This is a genomic window from Pantoea rwandensis (genome assembly GCF_002095475.1).
GTDB classification, from domain to species: Bacteria; Pseudomonadota; Gammaproteobacteria; order Enterobacterales; family Enterobacteriaceae; genus Pantoea; species Pantoea rwandensis.
This window is the reverse complement of the sequence record NZ_MLFR01000022.1, coordinates 44,944-67,233: the sequence shown is the minus strand read 5'-3', so window position 1 is coordinate 67,233 and position 22,290 is coordinate 44,944. Positions and strand designations below refer to the sequence as shown.

Genomic DNA, 22,290 nt, shown 5'->3' with positions numbered 1-22,290 from the left:
TCTCTAACGCTGCTCCGAGCGCAATCAGACTGATCCTCGCAATCATGGAACGGGCGGATGCGGCTGTTTTCCTCTTCTGATAAAGCACTGTGGCGGCTGGCGCTGCCGATGATCCTTTCTAATATCACGGTCCCTTTGCTGGGTGTCGTTGACACGGCCGTCATCGGCCATCTTGATAGCCCAATTTATCTCGGTGGGGTTGCGGTTGGCACGACGGCGACCAGCTTCATCTTTATGTTGCTGTTATTCCTGCGTATGAGTACGACTGGTTTAACGGCGCAGGCCTTTGGCGCGAATGATAAACTGCGCTGGCGCGTGCGTTAACACAGCCCTTGCTGATTGCACTGGTTGCCGGTGTGTTGTTTGTGTTGTTACGCACACCCGCCAGTAGCCTTGCGGCAGCCCTGATGGGAGGGAGCCCAGAGGTGCAACAACAGGCACAGATCTTTATCGAAATACGCTGGTTAAGTGCGCCCGCCACGCTGGCTAATCTGGTGATTCTGGGTTGGCTCTTGGGTGTGCAATATGCACGTGCACCCATGGTGCTGCTGATTGTCGGTAACCTGGTGAATATCCTGCTCGATTTGTTGTTTGTGCTGAAGTTTCACTGGGGCGTGGCGGGAGCGGCTGGCGCGACCGCGCTGGCAGAGTATGTCACGCTCGGAGTGGGGGTGTGGATGGTTGCGCGCGTGCTGAGAATGCGAGGTATCCATTTTACGTTGTTGAAGCACAGTTGGCGTGGCGATGCGGCACGGCTTTTTCGCCTAAATCGCGACATTATGTTGCGGTCCTTGATGGTGCAAATTTGTTTTGCCTCTCTCACCATGTTGGGGGCGCGTATTGGGCCAGATGTGGTGGCGGTCAACGCCGTGCTGCTGATGTTCCTGACTTTTACGGCTTACGCGCTAGATGGCTTTGCCTATGCAGTGGAGGCCTGCTCTGGTGAAGCCGTTGGTGCAAAAGATCGCAGTCGTTTGTTGCTGATCTGGCATGCAGCCTGTCGTCAAGCGGGCATAGTCGCACTGATGTTTGCTGTGATCTATGCCTTCACGGGTCCATACATTGTGGCTCTGCTGACATCGATTGAGCCATTAAAAGAAATGGCTGACCGCTACTTAATCTGGCAGGTGATTATGCCGCTGGTGGGTGTGTGGTGTTATTTGCTGGATGGCATGTTCATCGGCGCAACACGCGGGCGTGAAATGCGCAATAGCATGATGATGGCGGCAGTCGGATATGGTCTCGCTTTGTTGACGCTGCCATGGCTTGGCAACCATGGCTTATGGCTGGCGGTGACGGTCTTCCTCACACTGCGTGGAATAACCTTATGGTGGGTTTGGCGTCGCCACTGGCAGCGCGACAGTTGGTTCTCCGCATGAATAAGCGAAGCGTAACCTACAGATTATTCTGTATTTTTTTGCGCAATGTCTGCTGGCTACTATAATTATCTCAAACGGCGCAAATGAGTAGCGCGTTGTGTGGGTGTTTCCCTGCTTTTTTAGGGATTCATCACATCTCACTCAGGATGACGTGGAGGATTATTATGAACAAAGACGAAGTGAGCGGTAACTGGAAGCAGTTCAAAGGTAAGTTTAAGGAAAAATGGGGCAAGCTGACGGATGATGATCTTACCGTGATTGAAGGTAAGCGTGACCAGCTTGTCGGTAAAATCCAGGAACGATACGGCTACGCTAAAGATCAAGCTGAGAGCGAAGTGAAAGACTGGGAAAGTCACAACAAGGATTATCGCTGGTAATTCAGCCTGATTAAGATGTGTTCCTACCCCGCCGATCACCCGTCGGCACGGCACAAGGATGTGCCATCCATCACTTCCTGTACTTCTTTTTGTTTTCCACTTCATGATCATGATCGCAGCTATCATGATGCTTGCAAGCTGCTCTTTCTGCACAATTTTCGCATAATCCATGCGCTTCAATCACAGTGTGTTTAAGCGAGAATCCTGCCTGATCTGCTAGCCCGGCAATGATCTTTTCCACCCCATGAGCATGTTTTTCACTGACAGCGGCGCAGCCATCGCATACCAGCATGACAGAGGTATGAGCGGGCTCATCAAAGTGGTGGCAGACGACATAGCTATTGTTTGACTCGACCCGGTGGATAAAACCTTGTTCTAACAGGAAGTCCAGAGCACGGTAAATCGTCGGAGGTTTTGCCTGCGGCTCGCTAATACGTAACTGGTCCAAAAGATCATAGGCACTAATCGAACCATTTTGTTCAGCCATCAGGCGCAGCACTTCAGCGCGTTGAGTCGTCAGGCGCACGCCACGGTCAAGGCAAAGTGATTCTGCCTGAGTGAGCAGTTGTTCGGGCGTGAGGTTAGACATAAGCGTTCTCCAGGTTGCAGGCGATGTTATTTTATCACACAAACTTTTACCCTGCTGTGATTGCTTTTTATCCTGAAATGAGTCAGAAAAATCCCTTCTAATCAAAAGATTACCTTTACGGTTATTTCAATGTCGTCCCACACTCACATTTCGTCCCCTCAGTTAAATCAGCCAGATAGCATAAAACTTGTCCTTTTTTTGCTTTGCAACTCACCAAGTTAGCGTCTAAGGTTCAAAAGACCTTAAGTAATTTTTGGTCTCAATTTACTCATTGTTTATTTTTCTGCATAACAAAACAGCAGAATGGTGACTCTGCAGCCAATTCTGCGAATAGCAGCGCTATTTCCTTTTAATTCACAGCAATGATGCGTTAGCCAGCGTTCAGAATAGTGGCTAACTAAACTGTTTCGTTTCTGAGTTATTCAGCGACATTTCAAAGGTGATGGCAGGCTCATGGTGAAGACATTATTCAGGCGCAAAAAAGTAGCTTATCTTATTGGTTTGAATGCAGTATTTCTTTCTTCTTCAGCTCTGGCAGCGGGTACATGGTATGACGCACGTAACGATGCGATGGGTGGCACTGGCGTAGCATCCTCCACCTGGAGTTCGGCGGTGCTGGCTAACCCGGCATTGATGACCAAAGCCAAACCTGAAGATAACGTCAGCATCATTTTTCCTTCAGCCGGTGTTCAGGTTACGGATAAAGACAAATTAATTAACAAAGTGGATGACATTTCAGACAGTGTTGATCGCTATAAAGATGTAATCGATAACCTAACTTTTGCTGATTATTTAAGAGGTTATCCGGAATTAAAGGCTGCGGCTGGTGATATGGCGAATCAGCTTGATGGCTTAAAAGGTGATAAAGCGCATGGTACTGCGGGTGTCGCTTTTGCCGTTACGGTACCAAATGAAACGCTGCCTTTTGCCTTCATTACCAAAGCCTACGGTACAGCCAGTGTGCAGGCTAACGTGGTGGATAGCGATATTACCTATCTGCGCGGTGTTGCTAACGGCACCGTGATTCCCTTGCCGGGCGATCAGGATAAACTGAGCTCAAGCGGTCATGGTCTGGCGGCATTAGTCACCGACTATGGTGTTGCACTGGCGCATGAGTTTGATATCGCCGGCCATCCGGTTTCCGTTGGCGTGACACCTAAGCTGCAAAAAACCTGGCTCTACAACTACACCGCCAGTATTTATAACTTCGATAAAAGTAACATCAACAACAGCGAATTCCGCAGTTCAGATACCGGGTTCAACATCGATGCGGGTGTTGCGACTGATTTTGGTGAACACTGGACTGTCGGTGTGACTGGCCAGAACTTGATTTCGCGCGATCTTGAAACCAAAACCGTTGAAGGCTATCGCGATACTTACCAGATCCGTCCGCTGGTGACTTCCGGCGTAGCATGGAATTATGGTGCGTTCACGCTAGCTGGTGATGTGGATCTCACTGAAACCAAAAGGTTTAAGTCTGAAGAGAGCAGCCAGTATGCGGGCGTAGGTGCTGAATATCGGGTCTTAGATTGGTTGGCGCTGCGTGCCGGTTATCGCGCAGATATGAAATCAAATGATACCAATGTCTTTACCGCTGGTTTAGGTGTCTCACCTTTCAACAATACGGTGCATCTGGATCTTGCCGGTTCCGTGGGTGACGACAATACCTGGGGCGGCATGTTGCAGCTCGGCTTTAACTTCTAAACCCTTCAAAACGGGCGGCTGTGTCGCCCGTTCTTGCTGTGATATGATTGCGCAGTTTCTCATCATTAACTAACACCGGATTTGCTGCGTTTCATGACCGATACTTTCTCTTCGCAACGTTTTTCAATCGCCCCGATGCTGGACTGGACCGATCGCCACTGTCGTTATTTTCACCGTCAACTGAGCGGCGATACGCTGCTGTATACCGAAATGGTGACCACGGGAGCCATCATTCACGGTAAAGGCGATTATCTCGCATACAGCGAAGCGGAGCACCCACTCGCATTACAGCTCGGCGGCAGCGATCCTGCGGCGTTAGCGCAGTGCGCGAAGCTGGCTGAAGAGCGGGGCTATGATGAGGTCAACCTCAATGTGGGCTGTCCATCCGATCGCGTCCAGAATGGTCGTTTTGGCGCCTGCCTGATGGGGGATGCAGCCTTGGTTGCTGACTGCATCAAAGCAATGCGCGATGTGGTGAGCATTCCGGTGACAGTGAAAACCCGCATTGGTATTGATGAGCAGGATAGCTATGAATTCCTGTGTGATTTCATTGGCACAGTCGCTGAAAAAGGCAACTGTGACACTTTTATTATTCATGCCCGCAAGGCATGGCTTTCTGGACTAAGTCCGAAAGAGAATCGCGAAATTCCACCGCTGGACTACCCGCGTGTTTATCAGCTAAAGCGTGATTTTCCTGCACTCACCATGGCCATCAATGGCGGCATTAAGACGCTGGAAGAAGCGAAAGTGCATTTACAGCATATGGATGGCGTGATGATGGGCCGCGAAGCTTATCAAAACCCTGGCATTCTGGCGCAAGTGGATCGTGAGTTGTTTGGCCGTGATACCCCGTTAGTCGATCCGGTCGCGGTGGTGCGCTCAATGTATCCTTACATTGAAGCTGAACTGAGCAAAGGGACCTATCTGGGCCACGTAACGCGTCATATGCTGGGTCTATTCCAGGGTATTCCGGGTGCCCGTCAGTGGCGCCGTCATTTAAGCGAAAATGCTCATAAGCCGGGCGCTGACGTGCGCGTGCTTGAAGCGGCGTTGGCACTGGTCGCAGATAAAATTCCACAGGAAGCATAATTCCCAAAGATTGATTAATTCATGTAGCAGCGCGATACATCGCGCTTGCCTACAGCGGCAATACGCTCAGATGCACGCAATGCATTGTGCCGTTCAGTGACAGAGGTTTTTATTACACCATCTATTAGTGAATTTCATCACGCGCCTCTATTCTGTTTTTTAAATCTTCCATAAAATTCAATGAATTAATGCGATATCTACCTTGGCACGTATCTTGTAATGCACTCTACGTGACTTACATAGGAGAGCCTTCGTGGAAATTTTATTTGTTATCGGCTTTTTTCTGATGCTGTTGTTGACCGGTGTCTCGCTGCTGGGGGTTATCGCCGCATTGATTGTCGCCACCGTATTGATGTTCTTGGGTGGATTATTGGCGATTGTTATTAAATTGTTGCCATGGTTAGTGTTGGCGGTGGTAGTGGTTTGGCTCTATCGCGCATTCATGACGCCATCTGGTGAGGTTAAATTGAATAAGCTGAAAAGAAAAATCAGTAAGTTAGAAAGAGATGGCTGGCGTTAAATGCGGGAGCGATCACAGACTCAATAATTGCTTAGTACGAATCTGCATTTAAACATATTTTTTACTTATGTTTTCTGTCAGGATGCGTAAAGTAATTCAAAACGAATTCATCGCCGCTGACCCTACACCAGCGCGAACTATAAAAAGAAAGAAAAAAAGGGCTTCCTTCGGGAAGCCCTTAACTTTTACGGAATCAGCAAGCTGGAACCTTGCGTCGCGCGGCTCTCCAGAACCTGATGGGCGCGCACCGCATCACTCAAGGCAAACTTCTGTTCTTCAGGCACTTTTAACTGAATTGCTCGGCTGGCAATTAATGAGAACAACTCATTGCTGGCGCTATCCAGTTCCTGGCGATTGGTGATGTAGCCAAACAGCGAAGGGCGCGTGACAAACAGCGACCCTTTCTTGTTCAAAATACCAAGGTCAACGCCGGTGACGGGCCCCGAGGCATTACCAAAACTCACCATTAAGCCATGACGACGCAGGCTATCGAGTGAGGGTTCCCAGGTATCTTTACCCACCGAGTCATACACTACCGCGACTTTTTCGCCGTTGGTCAGTTCACTGACGCGCTGTGCAATATTCTCTTCGCGATAGTTAATGGTTGCCCAGGCGCCAGCATTTTTTGCAATCTGCGCTTTTTCGGCGGAACCCACCGTACCAATCAGATGTGCGCCCAGCGCTTTAGCCCACTGACAGGCGATTAGGCCAACACCGCCCGCGGCGGCATGGAACAGGAAGATCTCATCGGCTTTCACTTTGTAGGTCTGACGCAGCAAATACTGCACGGTTAAGCCTTTCAAAAAGGAGGCTGCGCCTTGTTCAAAGCTGATGCTTTCCGGCAGGATCACCAGGCGAGCTTCCGCCACGTTATGCACTTCGCTGTAGGCACCCTGCGCAGCCTGGCAATACACCACACGGTCGCCTGGCTTGAAGCGTGTCACGCCTGAGCCAATACGTTTCACCACGCCTGCGGCTTCTGTGCCGAGCCCGGACGGGAAAGCTGCAACCGGATAGAGCCCGCTGCGCACATAGGTGTCGATATAATTGATGCCAATCGCCTTGTTTTCGACCTGAACTTCATGCTCGGCGGGATCGGCCAGCTCAAAATCGACCCATTGCAGTACCTCCGGGCCACCGTGTTGGTTGAACTGAATACGCTTTGCCATTCTGACTCCTGTGATTGTTCATCCTGGGACGGTATACTTGCGCGTCCCTTTCACGATCGGTAATGCATTCACTATGGCAGGAAATAAACCCACCAACAAATCCAACGAACCCCGCGATCGTCAGCTGGAAGGCGTGAAAATGCCGCCGCACTCTATTGAAGCGGAGCAGTCGGTGCTCGGTGGGTTGATGCTGGATAACGAACGCTGGGATAACGTCTCCGAGCGCGTAGTGGCGGATGATTTCTTCAACCGTTCGCACCGTATGATCTTCTCTGAGATGCAGCGTTTGCTGGAAATGGGCCAGCCGATTGACTTAATCACCCTGTCTGAATCGCTGGAAACATTGGGCGAGCTGGAGATGGCCGGTGGCTTTGCTTATCTGGCAGAATTGGCGAAAAACACGCCAAGTGCGGCGAATATCGGCGCTTATGCTGATATCGTTCGTGAACGTGCCGTTGTGCGACAAATGATCTCGGTAGCGAATCAAATTGCTGATGCCGGTTACGATCCGCAAGGGCGCAGCAGTGAAGATTTGCTCGATTTCGCAGAATCCAACGTCTTCAAGATTGCAGAACAGCGGGCCAATAAAGCGGAAGGTCCGCAGAACATCGAGCAAATTCTGGAAGCCACGGTCTCGCGTATTGAAGCGCTGGTATCGACCCCGCACGATGGTGTAACCGGAGTGGATACTGGCTATCAGGATCTAAACAAAAAGACCGCCGGTTTGCAGGGTTCAGATTTGATCATTGTGGCGGCGCGACCGTCGATGGGTAAAACCACCTTCGCCATGAACCTGTGCGAAAACGCCGCGATGCTGCAAGAAAAACCGGTGCTGATATTCAGCCTGGAGATGCCCAGCGAACAGCTGATGATGCGTATGTTGGCCTCATTGTCTCGCGTGGATCAAACGCGGATTCGTACCGGCCAGCTGGAAGATGAAGACTGGGCGCGCATCTCTGCCACCATGGGGATCTTGCTTGAGAAGAAGAACATGTTTATCGATGATTCTTCCGGCCTGACGCCGACAGAAGTGCGTTCGCGCGCGCGTCGCGTGTTTCGTGAGAATGGCGGCTTAAGTCTGATCATGATCGACTATCTGCAGTTGATGCGCGTACCGGCGCTGTCGGATAACCGTACGCTGGAAATCGCAGAGATCTCGCGCTCGCTTAAAGCGTTGGCGAAAGAGCTCAATGTGCCGGTGGTGGCGCTGTCGCAGCTGAACCGCTCATTGGAGCAACGCGCCGACAAACGTCCAGTCAACTCGGATCTTCGTGAGTCCGGTTCGATCGAGCAGGATGCTGACTTGATCATGTTCATCTATCGAGATGAGGTCTATCACGAAAACAGCGATCTCAAAGGCATCGCCGAGATCATTCTGGGTAAGCAACGTAACGGCCCGATCGGCACAGTACGATTGACCTTTAATGGGCAGTGGTCGCGTTTTGATAACTACGCAGGCCCGTCTTACGACGACGAATAATCCTCTCCTAGCGTATGCATGCACGATTTGTGCATGCATTTCACGTCATCAGAAAATAGTGTTGGACAACCTTGGCTTTAATCAGGTTATCTGTACCAAAGCGCACCCTATAACGCTGTGGAAACAGAATGACTCAGGTAGACGATTACGACCTTAAGATATTGACATTATTACAATCTAACGGCCGCCTTACCAATCAGGAACTCAGTGATTTAGTCGGTCTTTCGGCGTCTCAATGTTCACGCCGCCGCATCAATCTCGAACAAGCAAACCTCATTCTCGGCTATCACGCACGGCTCTCGCCCGATGCCGTCGGCTTGGGTATGGTCGGGTTGATTGAGGTACGTCTAAAAAATCACACCCCGGATTACGAAGAGAGTTTTCATCGCATGGTGGAAGAGGAGGATGCCATTGTAGATGCCTTCAAAACCACCGGCGATGCGGATTATCTACTGAAAGTGGCGGTTGCCGATTTAGCCTCGCTCAGTGCGCTAATCAGTCAACTCGTTGCGGGCCATCAAAGCGTGGCCCATGTGAAAACCTCCGTGGTGTTGAGCCGTTTAAAAGAAAATGGGTTGATGATTATCCCCGAGCACAAAACGCGCCAAAAAAGTGCATGATGTGCTAATCTGGTGCAATTAACGCACGATATATGCAAAAAACGCGCACCGGAATACAGATTTGTGCATGAATCAACGAATGATGTTTAGGTTGGTGCACAAAAACCTGCAATAAAAGCGCCTTAGATATCAATTGGATAATCGCTGGCACCCCATAGGTGGCGACTTAATGTCACCTATGTGGTGCGTTTTTTGCATTTGAACCGCATCATTTGCACTGAGATTAATCCATGGATAACGTTGTTCAACCCACCAAAGTCCCTCATTCACTGATTGAAGACGCACTGGCGATAGTGCTCGGCACTTTAATGGTCTCCTTTGGCGTGATGATGCTGAAACAAGCGGGCGCGCTCACCGGCAGCACCGCAGGTATCGCATTCTTGATTAGCTATCTGACACACCTCTCTTTTGGCAGTGCATTCTTCCTGATTAACCTGCCGTTTTACTGGCTGGCAGTGCGCCGCATGGGCTGGGAATTCACCATCAAAACGTTCTGCGCGGTGGGGCTGGTTTCACTGTTCACGCACTTGCATCCGATGTTCATCCATTTTTCTGCGCTAAATCCGTTTTATGCGACATTGTTCGGTAACGTGGTGATGGGGATTGGGTTTATAGTGTTGTTTCGTCACAAAGCCAGTCTCGGCGGTATCAACATTTTGGCGCTATGGCTGCAGGACCGCATCGGTCTGCGCGCCGGCAAACTGCAAATGGCGGTGGATACCTGCGTGGTACTCGCATCGCTGTTCGTGGTGTCGCTGCCGATACTTTTGGCCTCTATTGCGGGCGCGGTGATCCTCAATCTCATCATCGCAATGAATCATCGTCCCGGCCGCTACATGGTTTAATGACGCCTCTTTACCGACTATTAATGACCAATCATGGAGATCTGCACCGTGTTTCAAAACGTTGATGCTTATGCTGGCGATCCAATTCTGTCGCTGATGGAAACCTTCAAACAGGACCCACGTGACAACAAAGTGAATCTGAGCATCGGCCTCTATTACAACGAGGCGGGCATCATTCCTCAGTTGCAAGCGGTTGCCGCAGCAGAAGAGCGCCTACAGGCACAGCCGCATCAGGCATCGCTTTATCTGCCGATGGAAGGCTTGGGCCCATACCGTAACGCGATCGCACCGCTGCTGTTTGGCAAAGAACATCCGATGCTGCAAGCCGGTCGCATTGCTTCCATCCAGACGCTGGGTGGATCTGGTGCACTGAAAGTGGGTGCGGATTTCCTCAAGCGTTACTTCCCGCATTCCAACGTGTGGGTGAGCGATCCGACCTGGGAAAACCACATCGCGATTTTCAACGGTGCAGGCTTCGACGCGCAGACTTATCCGTGGTACGACGAAGAGACCAACGGCGTGAAGTTTGATGCGTTTATTGCCAAGCTGAAAACGCTGCCGAAGCAATCCATCGTGCTGCTGCACCCATGCTGCCACAACCCGACGGGTGCGGATCTCACAAACGCACAGTGGGATGAAACCACCGAAGTACTGAAAGCGCAGGAACTGATTCCGTTCCTGGATATCGCTTATCAGGGCTTTGGCGCGGGTATGGAACAGGATGCTTACGCGATTCGCGCGATTGCTGCTGCGGGCTTGCCGGCGCTGGTCAGCAACTCGTTCTCTAAAATCTTCTCGCTGTATGGCGAGCGCGTTGGCGGCCTGTCAATCGTGTGTGAGAGTGCAGAAGAGTCATCACGCGTGTTGGGTCAGTTGAAAGCGACCGTACGTCGCAATTACTCCAGCCCACCAAACTTTGGTGCGCAGGTGGTTTCATGCGTACTCAACGATGAAGCGCTGTTGAACAACTGGCTGGCCGAAGTGGAAGCGATGCGTCTGCGCATCATCGAAATGCGTCAATCGCTGGTCAACGTATTGAGCACCAAGCTGCCGGGCAAAAACTTCGATTATCTGCTGAAGCAGCGCGGCATGTTCAGTTACACCGGTTTGAGCGCTCAGCAGGTTGATCGCCTGCGTGATGAGTTTGGTGTCTACCTGATCGCCAGCGGCCGTATGTGCGTGGCGGGCCTGAACAGCCGTAACGTTAATCAGGTTGCTGAAGCTTTTGCTGCCGTAATGTAATTCTCCGCGCAGTAGATAAAAACCGTCATTCTGTAAGGGCTGACGGTTTTTTTATGCCAGTAATCTGACGCGGTTTCCTTTACCTTTTGGCGACATGCTGCACACTTAAACGGAGTGACTTGACGATTCTGGCTGGCGCAATGCCGTGCAGCTATCTGCCCAATGAGTAAGGGGATAACAGTATGAACACTTCGGATTTACTGACTTTTTGCATGAGCAAGCCAGGCGCGGAGCAAAGCTATAAGAATGAATGGGATGCTACGCAGATTAAAAGCGATGGCGTGCTATTTGCCATGGTGCATGATGCGAAAGGGCGGCCGGCGCTGTCGTTAAAAACCTCGCCTGCGCTGGCCGATTTATTGCGTGAAGAGCACAGCGATGTGTTTCCCAGCGAGCATCTCAATAAGTCGCACTGGAGCACGCTATGGTTAGACGGATCGTTGAAAGATTCGCAGATCTATTATCTGGTGGAAGCGTCTTTGCAACAGGCTGACGCCACGCGCGCGGCGGGCATCAGCCATGATGAAGGTTCGCGCTAATTAAGCCGCAGACTCTTCACGCAACGAGTTGATATCAATAACGAAGCGGTATTTCACGTCGCTTTTCAGCATACGTTCGTAGGCTTCGTTAATCTGGTTCATGGCGATCAGTTCGATATCGGAAGTGATACCGTGCTCACCGCAGAAATCCAGCATCTCCTGAGTTTCCGCAATGCCACCAATCAATGAACCTGCGATGCTGCGACGCTTAAAGATCAGGTTGAACACTTGCGGTGCTGGGTGATCGTGCTCCGGTGCACCCACCAGTGTCATATTGCCATCCAGCTTCAACAGGGTGATGAACGGATTGAGATCGTGTTGAGCCGCAACGGTATTCAAGATGAAATCAAAGCTGTTGGCATGCTGCGCCATTTGATCAGCATCTTTCGAAATGACAACTTCATCAGCGCCTAAGCGTTTGCCATCTTCAATTTTTGACGGCGAAGTGGTGAACAGCACGACATGTGCGCCCATGGCATGCGCGATTTTCACACCCATGTGACCGAGGCCGCCAAGCCCTACGATGCCCACTTTTTTACCCGGACCGACATTCCAGTGGCGCAGCGGGGAATAGGTGGTGATTCCCGCACACAGCAGCGGTGCCACACCTGCCAGATCGAGATTTTCCGGCACTCGCAGTACATAGTTCTCATCCACTACCATCGCAGTGGAATAGCCGCCGTAAGTGATGGCGCCGGTTTCACGGTCTTCACCGTTATAGGTGCCCACAAAGCCGTTTTCGCAATATTGCTCTAATCCTTCCTGACAGCTTGGGCAGCTGCGGCAGGAGTCAACTAAACAACCAACACCTACCAGGTCACCCACTTTGTATTTGTGGGTGTGAGCGCCAACCGCTGTTACGCGGCCCACGATCTCATGGCCAGGCACTACCGGGAAAATGGTGTTTTTCCATTCGTTGCGCGCTTGGTGCAGGTCAGAGTGGCAAACGCCACAGTACAACACTTCAATCTGCACATCATGAGCGCGCAGCTCGCGCGGCTTATAGTCGAACGGGGCGAGTTTTGATTTCGCGTCCTGTGCGGCATAGGCATGCGTAATATTCATGGTGTCTCCAGTCGGGTGTGTCGTGAGTTTTTTTGCGGGATCCCGTTCAGTGAGCTGAAGGGACAAAGGCGCTTTGAGCTACGCCAAAAAGGAACTGTGTAAGGATAGTCAGCGAGGGAGAAGGCGTATATGCCTGAAGTTGTCTTATTCTTGCCTGTTTCTGCATTTTGCTGCGGAATCTGACAGCCAGATATCAGGCTTGAAGAGCTGCAATATTAGGCTGTTAAACTGGCAGAAGCGGCGCCTGTGTATCGAAAGAAATGAGAAGGCCCGCACTGCGGGCCTTCAATTTTACTTCTTCTTCAACATCGGCTTGAGGAAGCGGGCAGTGTGGGATTTCTCACACTCCGCCACGGTTTCTGGCGTGCCCGCAACCAGGATTTCACCGCCGCCGCTGCCACCCTCAGGACCCAAATCGACAATCCAGTCAGCTGTTTTAATGACGTCGAGGTTGTGCTCAATCACCACGATAGTATTACCCTGATCGCGCAACTGATGCAGCACTTCCAGCAACTGCTGAATATCAGCAAAGTGCAGGCCGGTGGTTGGCTCATCAAGGATATAGAGCGTCTGCCCGGTGCCGCGTTTCGACAGCTCACGCGCCAGCTTAACGCGCTGCGCTTCACCGCCCGACAATGTGGTTGCAGACTGACCGAGGCGAATATAGGACAGGCCGACATCGATCAGCGTTTGCAGTTTACGCGCCAGCGCAGGCACGGCATCAAAGAATTCACGCGCCTCTTCGATGGTCATATCCAGCACTTCGTGAATGCCTTTGCCTTTGTATTTAATCTCCAGCGTTTCACGGTTATAGCGTTTACCTTTGCACTGATCGCAAGGGACATAAACATCAGGAAGAAAGTGCATCTCAACCTTGATCACGCCATCGCCCTGACAGGCTTCGCAGCGGCCACCACGCACGTTGAAGCTGAAGCGTCCTGGATTGTAACCACGTGAACGTGCTTCAGGTACACCGGCAAACAGCTCACGTACCGGAGTGAAGATGCCGGTGTAAGTGGCCGGGTTCGAGCGCGGCGTACGACCGATGGGGCTCTGGTCGATATCGATCACTTTATCGAAATGTTCCAGACCGGCGATTTCACGATAAGGTGCCACTTCCGTAGTGGTCGCGCCGTTGAGCTGACGCTGAGCGATCGGGAACAGCGTATCGTTAATTAACGTGGATTTGCCGGAACCGGAGACGCCGGTGATACAGGTAAACAGGCCAACCGGGATCGTCAGTGTGACATCCTTCAGGTTGTTACCACGCGCACCGGTGAGTTTCAGCACTTTTGCGGGATCGCCTTTCACACGTTGCTGCGGGATAGCAATTTCGCGCTTGCCACTCAAATATTGGCCAGTCAGAGAAGCTTCGTTCGCCATGATGGCATTCACGTCACCTTCCGCAACCACTTGCCCGCCATGCACGCCAGCGCCGGGTCCGATATCAATGACGTGGTCTGCTGCGCGAATGGCATCTTCATCGTGCTCGACCACAATCACCGTATTACCGAGATCGCGTAAGTGAATCAGTGTGCCGAGCAAACGTTCATTGTCGCGCTGATGCAGGCCGATGGAGGGTTCATCCAGCACGTACATGACGCCCACCAGCCCCGCACCAATCTGGCTTGCCAGACGAATACGCTGTGCTTCACCGCCGGAGAGGGTCTCTGCCGAGCGTGACATTGAGAGGTAATTAAGCCCAACGTTAACCAGGAAGCTCAGGCGGTCACCGATCTCTTTCAGGATTTTTTCGGCAATTTGCGCACGCTGTCCGCTCAGTTTCAGGTTGCGGAAGAAGTCGGTGGCATGGCCGATGCTCATCTCAGAAATGGTCGGCAGGTTGGTGTTCTCAACGAACACATGACGCGCTTCACGTCGTAGGCGTGTACCTTCGCAACTGGTACAAGAGCGATTGCTGATGAATTTCGCCAGTTCTTCGCGAACCGCATTGGATTCGGTTTCTTTATAGCGGCGCTCCATGTTGTGCAGCACGCCTTCAAACGGATGGCGGCGTACCGAAGTGTCACCGCGATCGTTGATGTATTTAAATTCGATATTCTCTTTGCCAGAACCGTACAGAATCACTTCGCGCGCTTTGTCGCTCAGGCTGTTAAACGGCGCTTCGACATCGAAATCCAGATGCTCTGCCAGCGAGCGCAGCATCTGGAAGTAATAGAAATTGCGGCGATCCCAACCACGAATCGCACCGCCAGCCAGCGAAAGCTCGGGATTTTGCACCACGCGATCGGGATCAAAATATTGTTGTACGCCTAAACCATCGCAGGTTGGGCAGGCACCGGCCGGGTTGTTGAAGGAAAACAGTCGCGGTTCCAGTTCACTCATACTGTAGCCACAGATTGGGCAGGCAAAGTTAGCTGAGAACAGTAACTCTTCGGCTTTATTGTCGTCCATATCCGCCACGATGGCGGTACCACCACTCAGTGCCAACGTGGTTTCAAAGGATTCGGCCAAACGCGTTGCCAGGTCATCACGCACACGGAAGCGGTCCACGACGACTTCAATGGTGTGCTTCTTCTGCAGTTCCAGCTTTGGCGGATCGGACAGATCACAAACCTCGCCATCAATACGAGCACGGATGTAGCCTTGAGCTGCGAGGTTTTCCAGCGTTTTGGTGTGTTCGCCTTTACGATCTTTCACCACTGGCGCCAGTAACATCAGACGGCGGCCTTCTTCCTGCGCCATGACCTGATCCACCATCTGGCTCACGGTCTGTGCTGCCAGCGGAACATCGTGATCCGGGCAGCGCGGTTCACCCACACGGGCAAACAGCAAACGCAGGTAGTCATGGATTTCGGTTATGGTCCCGACCGTAGAACGCGGGTTATGAGAAGTTGATTTCTGCTCAATAGAGATGGCGGGCGACAGACCTTCAATATGGTCGACGTCCGGTTTCTCCATTAATGAAAGAAACTGACGCGCATAGGCCGAGAGCGATTCAACATAGCGGCGCTGACCTTCTGCATACAACGTATCAAACGCCAGAGAAGACTTACCGGAACCCGACAGACCGGTGACCACAATCAGCTTATCGCGAGGGATGATCAGGTTGATATTCTTCAAATTATGGGTGCGAGCACCGCGGACTTCGATCTTATCCATTCACCTTTCCCGGATTGAACAACACTCGCCATGCCTTGCCAGCACGACCAGCAGAAACGCGTTAGTATGGCACAAAAAATAAACTGAATAAATATCCAGTGTTTTTGCTATTCTGTGTGCCGAATAAAAATTGCGAGCCTGCTCTGAAGTGGGCACCGTCATTGTGACGTGATACAATTTTTGGCTTAGACTTTTAGCATCAACTCATCGGGAGACAGCAACATGGCCAGTCGTGGCGTAAACAAAGTGATTCTAGTCGGGAATCTGGGTCAGGATCCGGAAGTGCGCTACATGCCTAATGGTGGCGCGGTAGCCAACATTACGCTGGCCACGTCGGAAAGCTGGCGCGACAAGCAAACCGGTGAAAACAAAGAGATCACTGAATGGCATCGTGTGGTGCTGTTCGGCAAGCTGGCAGAAGTCGCTGGTGAGTATCTGCGTAAAGGTTCTCAGGTCTACATTGAAGGCCAACTGCGCACCCGTAAATGGCAAGATCAGGGCGGCCAGGAAAAATACACCACTGAAGTTGTGGTGAACGTTGGCGGCACCATGCAAATGCTGGGCGGACGTCAGCAAGGCGCAAATGCAGGTGGCGCACCAGCGGGCGGCCAGGGTGGCGGTAACAACAACGGTTGGGGCCAGCCACAGCAACCTCAGCAGCCGCCGCAAGGCGGCAACCAGTTCAGCGGCGGCGCACAGCAGCGTCCGCAGCAGCAGAGCGCACCGGCGAACAATGAACCGCCAATGGACTTTGACGACGATATCCCATTCTAAGCTTGCGTCCCCTTATCAAATTTAAGCCCCGGTTTCCGGGGCTTTTTTGTCTTGCAAGATTCATTCAGTCGGCAGCGTTATCACGCTTGTTAGATAACCTTGAAAAATTCATCCGCAGGATCGAGTCGCCAGTGAGTTGGTACGTTTTTCGTCGAGACATCAAGGGCGGCGTAACCTCGGCCTTTAATGCGGTCGCCACTGGCGCAGGACTTCCTCAGTATCACGTACTAACACCGGGTTGCCCGGCAAAATTAAATCCGCCCAGATTTCGTTGTGCTGATTGATCTGCTGCTGTGCGGAGACATAAGTACGATCGGCTGTGGTGTGCGCATCGGCGGCAACGGTGATGTGATAACCCAAGCTCGCACCAACCTTGATCGTCGTATCCACACAGTAATCGGTCGCGCAACCGCAAACCACAAAGCTTTCAATGCCATGTTGATCAAGCTGAGCCGCCAGGTCGGTCTGCCAGAAGCTGTCACAGGCGGTCTTATTAACGTAGAGCGCGTTGGCTGGCTGATCCAATTCCGGCACGATCTGCCAGCCTTCGCTGTTCACTTCGAGGTCTGGCCCAACGTGCTGGATAAAAATGACCTGATCTGCAGCCGCTGTGAGCTGATTGATACGCTGACACCGTCCGTCACGATCGAAACGTGGCGAAGCCAGCACGCCGTTTTGCATATCCACTACCACTAAAACCCGATTAGCCATCACCGCCTCCTTTATATACAAGAACACAGTATCGCGATTGTTGCGCCCGCAGGTAAAGCAAATCCGCTTTGCATTTCAGCTCGCTGCCGCGCATGCTAATTTACCTGTTGTTAAGAGGTGTGACATGAAGGTGGTTCCGGAAATCTTTCCTGATAAGTGCGATCAAGCGCAATTCCAGCATTTTGCTGAATTGCCCGGCATCGAGCTGTATCAGGCGCACATCTCGCGTTACGCCTTTGAGCCGCATACGCACGAAGCCTTTGGTATCGGCACCATTGAATCGGGTGCACAGCGCTTTCGCTACCGCGGCACACATTACACGGCACCCCGGCATTCGCTGGTAATGATGAACCCTGATGAGCTGCATACCGGGGAATCGGCCTGTGATGAGGGCTGGCGTTATCGCATGATCTATATTGATCCACAGGAGATGGAGCGACTTACGGGCGATCGTCACTGGTGGTTTAGTGAAGCGCTACGCACGTATGTCCGCCTGGCACAGCCGTTCTCCCAACGACTGGCGCAGATGTGCTATGCCACCAGTGCACTGGAACGCGAGAGTCTGTTGCTGGAACTGCTTGAGCTATTGCGTCCGCTGGCACATCAGGGAAAATCCCGACCCGAAGAGGGCGCCCACCGCTTTGATGGTGTTAAAGCCTATCTGCGCGAAAACCTGGCGGAGCCGGTTCGGCTTGAGGAGCTGGCCGCACTGGCGTCGCTGTCGCCGTGGCATTTTCTCCGCAGTTTCAAACAGCACTTCCATGTCACGCCGCATCAAATGTTGATGGCTTTTCGCCTGTTCGACGCTAAGCAACGTCTAGGGATGGGAGAAAGCGCAGCTTCGGTTGCAGCAGCCGTTGGATTGACTGACCAGGCACATCTCACGCGCGCTTTTGCCCATCGCTATGGCATCACGCCAGGACGTTATCAAAAACAAGTATTTCCCTCACGTTAACCGCAATCTGCTACAAGCCTTTATTATCTGGTTACGCCACACTGCGCCGGAAAGGTTATAAAGGAAAAGAGAATGTTTGCTGGAATCTTGTTTGCCCTTGCCGCAGGGCTGATGTGGGGACTGATTTTCATTGGGCCGTTGTTGATACCGGACTATCCGGGCACGTTGCAATCGGCTGGTCGCTATGTGGCTTTTGGTCTGGTCGTCCTGCCATTGGCGTGGTTTGATCGTCGTCGTTTACGTCAGCTGGCGCGCAATGATTGGCTGGAAGCACTGAAACTGTCCCTTGTAGGAAATCTTCTTTATTACGCTTTTCTTGCCAGCGCGATTCAGCGTACCGGCGCGCCCATTTCGACCATGATCATTGGCACGCTACCGGTGGTGATCACGGTGACGGCGAATCTCTGCTATGGCCATCTTGAAGGGCGTCTTTCCTGGCGCAAGCTGTTCCCTGCATTGCTTATTATCGTCGCCGGTCTGGCATGTGTGAATATCGCTGAATTACACATGCAGGGGCCGAATGTAGACTGGGCGCGTTATCTTTCGGGTTTAGTGCTAGCCGTACTGGCGGTGGCTTGCTGGACATGGTACCCACTGCGCAACGGTATTTGGCTTCGATCTCATGCCCAGCACAAACCTGCCAGCTGGGCGACCGCGCAAGGATTGGTGACGTTACCTTTGGCGCTGGTGTTCTATTTGTTGGTTTGTGGTCAGCTTCATTGGCAACAGCCTGACTTTGCGTTGCCGTTCGGGCCGCAGCCAACCCGTTATCTGCTTTTAATGATGGGGATTGGGCTGATTTGCTCCTGGCTCGGTACGCTGTGTTGGAATGCGGCCAGCCAACGTGTGCCAACGGTGATCATGGGACCTTTAATAGTGTTCGAAACATTGGCTGGATTGCTGTGGACCTTTCTATGGCGACAAAGCTGGCCGCCGCTGTTGACCGGCATCGGCATTGGCTGCCTGATCGTTGGGGTTATTTATGCTATGCGCATCAAACCCCAGCCGCAGGTCAGCGCTATTTAGCGCTTCTTTCATTGCTGCTGGCGAGGTGGCCAGCAGCGCTTTCTTCATGGTTTTTAAGAATTTGACCAATCCTTTTTACCGCCTGTCGCGTCATTTCTTGCCGGTCTAGCTCCCCCAATATAACGATTCCCCTGTTTTCCTCCTGCAATTTTGCCTCACTTTGGCATAACGGATGCTTCAGCTCGCTCCTGTTGAGGCGCCAAGGGACTGACAACATGCCCGTGAAACGGTTTATAGCGGGTGAAAGAATGAGCGAAAAGCGGCCTGAATAGGTGTTTTATCTGCACTTTTACTGCGATTTGGCACTGAATTTTGCTGCTAAAAGCCATGTTTTGCTCAAGATCTTACTCTCGCATTAAGAAACATTCGCACATCTCGTAGAAAAAAATGATTAAAGACAGCGATGAATTGAGTGGGTGTATTCGTTTTTCGTTACGTTTTTTGTCGTTATTGTTTAGACGTAATAATCTTTTCGTTCCGGATCAATCCTGGTGATGTTATGTAGGAGGGCGTCTACGCAAAATGTACAGTCTGATAGTTTCGGAAAGTGACAGGTCCAATGAAAAAAAGAGTCATTGTGTGAGCGGTTACATGCCGTTGTTCATGAATGCTTAACAGAATTATCTGCATTTAGGTCTGAGTATTAATATTGGTAAAGTAATAAACGCAGCACCAATCTCACCGTAATGAGATTGGGCTGCGTCTAAATGGCTTGAATAGAGAGACTTTTGCTGATGTGAATCAATTTTACCGCAAAAAAGGAAGCAATTCCGCGATGATAATCATCAGGAAAAAATGGTGCGAATTGTTATGTTGCGAACGCCGAATTAAATGATCTTCATCTCTTCTGGTAAGAACAAATCTCAGCATTAAGTCAAATAACAACGGTCTTAATGGAGTTAGCGATTATCGGAACCTGAAGGATAGTGGTAAACGCTGCGACTAATATCCAGCAAGCGGCAGCTACGACGTGTTCCGATGTCGAAGGTGGTTTGCAGGAAGTTAACGGCCTGACGCTTTTCATTTGTGGTGAAGAAGTTTTTCAGCACGCTTTGCAGCATCTCCTTATCGGAACTCAGTGACTGCAGTTCGCGGGAAAGATTTTGCAACTGATCCTCCAGTTCTTTGATTTTTCTACCTTCTTCGGAAGAAAGCCCAGAAAACTTTTTCTTCCAGCTATAGAAGGTGGCCTCGGAGATGCCCAGCTCCTCACAAATCTCCCTGACTTTCACTCCTGTTTCAGAAGCTTTAATGGCATTTGTGATTTGCTCTTCGCTATATCGTGACTTTCTCATAAATGCTCTTACCTTTCTTATCAATTAGTGGATGAGAATTACTGTATTAATATCTGGTACTGCAAAAAGAGTATTAATGCAGTATTAAAGTGCGCGATTAGAATTGCGAGGGTTAAATTAAGTTATTTAGAATAAATATCATCATGGGATAAATCTTATTTTATTATGAATGCCGCCGAACGCCTTCCTGGCTTTAGGTTTTTGATATAGATTCATTCCATCCCAAATGCAGAAAAATACTACAATCATTGGAAATCCGGCATAACCTGTTTGTAAAAACCACAGGCTGTGCCAGCAAACTTTTTCTTCAGATTAACGTTGAAATCGTTTACATCCGCAGAGTTTCGCGCCAGGTTTAATCGGAATTTTCCTGAATTCATTAAAAGAATCCTGACACGAGTCTCATTTTTCGGACCAGTTTGGTTTGAAGTTATTAATTCACGCTAGGCCCACTGAGCGCTTGTTAATTCATTTCAAGGACGTTGTACCGAAAGGCAGTTGCTGTAAGTAATACTAAGGATCAGTCAATGAAATTGAGCGTAATGTCTAATGCCGCCTGGATGATGTCTGAGAAGATCGTCTCGGTTTTCGGCGTCATATTTGTGACCTCCTACGTGGCAAAATCCTTTGGCCCAACCATCTTCGGCCAAATGGCGTTTTCTACCTCGTTGTTTTCGATGGTGCAGACCGTGGCGATTTTTGGCACGGAAACCATCCTTTTTAAACGTATCAGTAAAAGTGCACCGAAAGGCCTGCGGTTGATGACCGTAGCGCGCAATATGCGCATGGTTCTGCTGTTGCTTACCTCAATCCCTGTCTTGATTTGGGTTTGGTACAACATGCAGGAAAACTTCCTCGCGTTTGCCTTGGCCTCGTTTATTTCTTCGGTATTTGTCACTCAGGATACATTCAGCGTATACAACAACGCTCGTCTGGCATCCCGCCTGAATACTGTGGCTAACTCGGTCGGTCTGCTGTTGGGCTTTGGCATGAGTTTCACGATTGCCTGGCTCCATCTCAATCCGCTGTGGTTGACCTTGTCTATCGTAGCCGTGACGCTGGTGCCCTATGTTATAAAGCGATTCAATTTCTATCGCGAAAACCAGGACATTGCTCCGCCACAGGAGAAGCGCAATAGCTATCTGCGTTATCTGCTCTACGCCGGATTGCCCCTGGCCATCTCTAGTATTTTCATCTCCGTACAAGTGAAGGCGGCGCAGATGTTTCTCGCCAATATTGCATCAGCTCGCGATCTTGGCCTGTTTGCCGCTGCCAATACTATCTCGGCTTCGTGGATTTTCATCCCGGTAGCCATCATCACTTCCTGCTTCTCGGAGATCTTTCGGGAGCGTGGAGCAGCCGCCATCAAGCTCACTGCGCGGCTGAACGGCTATGTTATGGGTGTTTCATTGTTGTTATTAGCGGTGATTGCGCTGTATGGCGAAAAAATCGTCATCGCTTTGTATGGTCACGAGTACACACAGTCAGGGAGTCTCATTACGTTACTGTCGTTAGCAACCTGCTTTTCGGCAATGGGGACCGTAGCGTATCGCTACATGGTTAAAGAGGGCGGATTTAACTATCTGCTGAAGAAGATTATTTGCCTGATGGTGATCAGTCTGCCGCTGTCATGGTGGCTGATCCAAGGCTACGGCATCATGGGTGCCGCCTGGAGCGTCTTTATCTCTGAACTACTGTCCCTCACCGTAATGAATTACTTCTTCAATAACGGCGTCATTCAGAAGATTCAAGTTTCCTCACTCAACTACAAAACCTACAAATGAGGTC

The 22,290-nt window shown here is 51.0% G+C and carries 19 protein-coding genes and 1 pseudogene; 14 read left to right on the top strand and 6 right to left on the bottom strand.

Translation table 11 applies throughout. The annotated features are described in order from the left end of the window. Positions 1-57: 57 nt before the first annotated feature. Positions 58-1,379: pseudogene (gene dinF / locus HA51_RS18755) on the top strand (MATE family efflux transporter DinF). 164 nt (positions 1,380-1,543) lie between these two features. After that, entirely contained in the window at positions 1,544-1,756 is a 213-nt protein-coding gene (locus tag HA51_RS18750; RefSeq protein WP_084936110.1) for a CsbD family protein, read from the top strand. A gap of 70 nt (positions 1,757-1,826) precedes the next feature. Here the strand turns inward: HA51_RS18750 and zur are convergent, their stop codons facing one another. Next, positions 1,827-2,345: a zinc uptake transcriptional repressor Zur gene (gene zur, locus HA51_RS18745; RefSeq protein ID WP_084936109.1), complete on the bottom strand. Its 519-nt coding sequence runs from the start codon at positions 2,343-2,345 to the stop codon at positions 1,827-1,829. A 453-nt stretch (positions 2,346-2,798) separates the two neighbouring features. Here zur and HA51_RS18740 point away from each other — a divergent pair, with 453 nt between their 5' ends. From HA51_RS18740 to pspG, 3 genes are all read left to right on the top strand, one after another. Beyond that, positions 2,799-4,049, top strand: coding sequence for a conjugal transfer protein TraF (locus tag HA51_RS18740; RefSeq protein WP_084936108.1), 1,251 nt, complete (start codon positions 2,799-2,801; stop codon positions 4,047-4,049). 93 nt (positions 4,050-4,142) lie between these two features. Next, on the top strand, positions 4,143-5,138 hold the full coding sequence (gene dusA / locus HA51_RS18735) for a tRNA dihydrouridine(20/20a) synthase DusA (RefSeq protein WP_084936107.1): 996 nt from the start codon (positions 4,143-4,145) through the stop codon (positions 5,136-5,138). A 253-nt stretch (positions 5,139-5,391) separates the two neighbouring features. Further along, positions 5,392-5,658: an envelope stress response protein PspG gene (pspG, locus tag HA51_RS18730; protein ID WP_084936106.1), complete on the top strand. Its 267-nt coding sequence runs from the start codon at positions 5,392-5,394 to the stop codon at positions 5,656-5,658. Between the two features lie 185 nt (positions 5,659-5,843). On the opposite strand, the gene HA51_RS18725 is transcribed toward pspG, so the two are convergent. Then, the gene (locus HA51_RS18725; RefSeq protein ID WP_084936105.1) at positions 5,844-6,827 is read right to left on the bottom strand and encodes a quinone oxidoreductase; all 984 of its coding nucleotides are present in this window, start codon (positions 6,825-6,827) and stop codon (positions 5,844-5,846) included. Positions 6,828-6,900: 73 nt separating this feature from the next. Here HA51_RS18725 and dnaB point away from each other — a divergent pair, with 73 nt between their 5' ends. From dnaB to HA51_RS18700, 5 genes are all read left to right on the top strand, one after another. Further along, complete coding sequence (gene dnaB, locus HA51_RS18720) at positions 6,901-8,307, top strand: replicative DNA helicase (RefSeq protein WP_084936104.1); 1,407 nt, start codon at positions 6,901-6,903, stop codon at positions 8,305-8,307. Between the two features lie 128 nt (positions 8,308-8,435). Next, the gene (locus HA51_RS18715; protein ID WP_084936103.1) at positions 8,436-8,927 is read left to right on the top strand and encodes an Lrp/AsnC family transcriptional regulator; all 492 of its coding nucleotides are present in this window, start codon (positions 8,436-8,438) and stop codon (positions 8,925-8,927) included. 230 nt (positions 8,928-9,157) lie between these two features. Continuing rightward, the gene (locus HA51_RS18710; protein WP_084936102.1) at positions 9,158-9,772 is read left to right on the top strand and encodes a YitT family protein; all 615 of its coding nucleotides are present in this window, start codon (positions 9,158-9,160) and stop codon (positions 9,770-9,772) included. 48 nt (positions 9,773-9,820) lie between these two features. Beyond that, complete coding sequence (locus tag HA51_RS18705) at positions 9,821-11,014, top strand: amino acid aminotransferase (RefSeq protein WP_139810702.1); 1,194 nt, start codon at positions 9,821-9,823, stop codon at positions 11,012-11,014. Between the two features lie 182 nt (positions 11,015-11,196). Then, complete coding sequence (locus tag HA51_RS18700) at positions 11,197-11,553, top strand: MmcQ/YjbR family DNA-binding protein (protein ID WP_084936100.1); 357 nt, start codon at positions 11,197-11,199, stop codon at positions 11,551-11,553. Here HA51_RS18700 and HA51_RS18695 read toward each other — a convergent pair whose 3' ends face one another. Together HA51_RS18695 and uvrA are read right to left on the bottom strand one after the other, a co-directional pair. Then, positions 11,554-12,618 (bottom strand): NAD(P)-dependent alcohol dehydrogenase, encoded by a 1,065-nt coding sequence (locus HA51_RS18695; protein ID WP_084936099.1) that lies wholly within the window; start codon positions 12,616-12,618, stop codon positions 11,554-11,556. It abuts the gene before it with no gap. Between the two features lie 291 nt (positions 12,619-12,909). Beyond that, entirely contained in the window at positions 12,910-15,741 is a 2,832-nt protein-coding gene (uvrA, locus tag HA51_RS18690; RefSeq protein WP_084936098.1) for an excinuclease ABC subunit UvrA, read from the bottom strand. Positions 15,742-15,963: 222 nt separating this feature from the next. On the opposite strand from uvrA, the gene ssb1 reads away from it, so the two are divergent. Continuing rightward, positions 15,964-16,515: a single-stranded DNA-binding protein SSB1 gene (gene ssb1, locus HA51_RS18685; protein ID WP_084936097.1), complete on the top strand. Its 552-nt coding sequence runs from the start codon at positions 15,964-15,966 to the stop codon at positions 16,513-16,515. Positions 16,516-16,698: 183 nt separating this feature from the next. On the opposite strand, the gene HA51_RS18680 is transcribed toward ssb1, so the two are convergent. Then, complete coding sequence (locus HA51_RS18680; protein ID WP_084936096.1) at positions 16,699-17,226, bottom strand: isochorismatase family protein; 528 nt, start codon at positions 17,224-17,226, stop codon at positions 16,699-16,701. Positions 17,227-17,350: 124 nt separating this feature from the next. On the opposite strand from HA51_RS18680, the gene HA51_RS18675 reads away from it, so the two are divergent. Both HA51_RS18675 and HA51_RS18670 read left to right on the top strand, forming a co-directional pair. After that, complete coding sequence (locus tag HA51_RS18675; RefSeq protein ID WP_084936095.1) at positions 17,351-18,181, top strand: AraC family transcriptional regulator; 831 nt, start codon at positions 17,351-17,353, stop codon at positions 18,179-18,181. 72 nt (positions 18,182-18,253) lie between these two features. Further along, entirely contained in the window at positions 18,254-19,207 is a 954-nt protein-coding gene (locus tag HA51_RS18670; protein ID WP_084936094.1) for a DMT family transporter, read from the top strand. Between the two features lie 899 nt (positions 19,208-20,106). Here the strand turns inward: HA51_RS18670 and HA51_RS18665 are convergent. Further along, positions 20,107-20,502 (bottom strand): transposase, encoded by a 396-nt coding sequence (locus HA51_RS18665; RefSeq protein WP_084936093.1) that lies wholly within the window; start codon positions 20,500-20,502, stop codon positions 20,107-20,109. 527 nt (positions 20,503-21,029) lie between these two features. On the opposite strand from HA51_RS18665, the gene HA51_RS18660 reads away from it, so the two are divergent. Further along, positions 21,030-22,286 carry an MATE family efflux transporter gene (locus tag HA51_RS18660; protein ID WP_084936092.1) on the top strand — a complete coding sequence of 419 codons (1,257 nt, stop codon included), beginning with the start codon at positions 21,030-21,032 and terminating at the stop codon, positions 22,284-22,286. Positions 22,287-22,290: the final 4 nt, after the last annotated feature.

What these genes read in the sequence shown, in the direction of transcription:
- HA51_RS18750 (WP_084936110.1), top strand. Translation starts at nt 1,544, where the DNA reads ATGAACAAAGACGAAGTGAGCGGTAACTGGAAGCAGTTCAAAGGTAAG.
- zur (WP_084936109.1), bottom strand. Translation starts at nt 2,345, where the DNA reads ATGTCTAACCTCACGCCCGAACAACTGCTCACTCAGGCAGAATCACTT.
- HA51_RS18740 (WP_084936108.1), top strand. Translation starts at nt 2,799, where the DNA reads ATGGTGAAGACATTATTCAGGCGCAAAAAAGTAGCTTATCTTATTGGT.
- dusA (WP_084936107.1), top strand. Translation starts at nt 4,143, where the DNA reads ATGACCGATACTTTCTCTTCGCAACGTTTTTCAATCGCCCCGATGCTG.
- HA51_RS18725 (WP_084936105.1), bottom strand. Translation starts at nt 6,827, where the DNA reads ATGGCAAAGCGTATTCAGTTCAACCAACACGGTGGCCCGGAGGTACTG.
- dnaB (WP_084936104.1), top strand. Translation starts at nt 6,901, where the DNA reads ATGGCAGGAAATAAACCCACCAACAAATCCAACGAACCCCGCGATCGT.
- HA51_RS18715 (WP_084936103.1), top strand. Translation starts at nt 8,436, where the DNA reads ATGACTCAGGTAGACGATTACGACCTTAAGATATTGACATTATTACAA.
- HA51_RS18710 (WP_084936102.1), top strand. Translation starts at nt 9,158, where the DNA reads ATGGATAACGTTGTTCAACCCACCAAAGTCCCTCATTCACTGATTGAA.
- HA51_RS18700 (WP_084936100.1), top strand. Translation starts at nt 11,197, where the DNA reads ATGAACACTTCGGATTTACTGACTTTTTGCATGAGCAAGCCAGGCGCG.
- HA51_RS18695 (WP_084936099.1), bottom strand. Translation starts at nt 12,618, where the DNA reads ATGAATATTACGCATGCCTATGCCGCACAGGACGCGAAATCAAAACTC.
- uvrA (WP_084936098.1), bottom strand. Translation starts at nt 15,741, where the DNA reads ATGGATAAGATCGAAGTCCGCGGTGCTCGCACCCATAATTTGAAGAAT.
- ssb1 (WP_084936097.1), top strand. Translation starts at nt 15,964, where the DNA reads ATGGCCAGTCGTGGCGTAAACAAAGTGATTCTAGTCGGGAATCTGGGT.
- HA51_RS18680 (WP_084936096.1), bottom strand. Translation starts at nt 17,226, where the DNA reads ATGGCTAATCGGGTTTTAGTGGTAGTGGATATGCAAAACGGCGTGCTG.
- HA51_RS18675 (WP_084936095.1), top strand. Translation starts at nt 17,351, where the DNA reads ATGAAGGTGGTTCCGGAAATCTTTCCTGATAAGTGCGATCAAGCGCAA.
- HA51_RS18670 (WP_084936094.1), top strand. Translation starts at nt 18,254, where the DNA reads ATGTTTGCTGGAATCTTGTTTGCCCTTGCCGCAGGGCTGATGTGGGGA.
- HA51_RS18665 (WP_084936093.1), bottom strand. Translation starts at nt 20,502, where the DNA reads ATGAGAAAGTCACGATATAGCGAAGAGCAAATCACAAATGCCATTAAA.
- HA51_RS18660 (WP_084936092.1), top strand. Translation starts at nt 21,030, where the DNA reads ATGAAATTGAGCGTAATGTCTAATGCCGCCTGGATGATGTCTGAGAAG.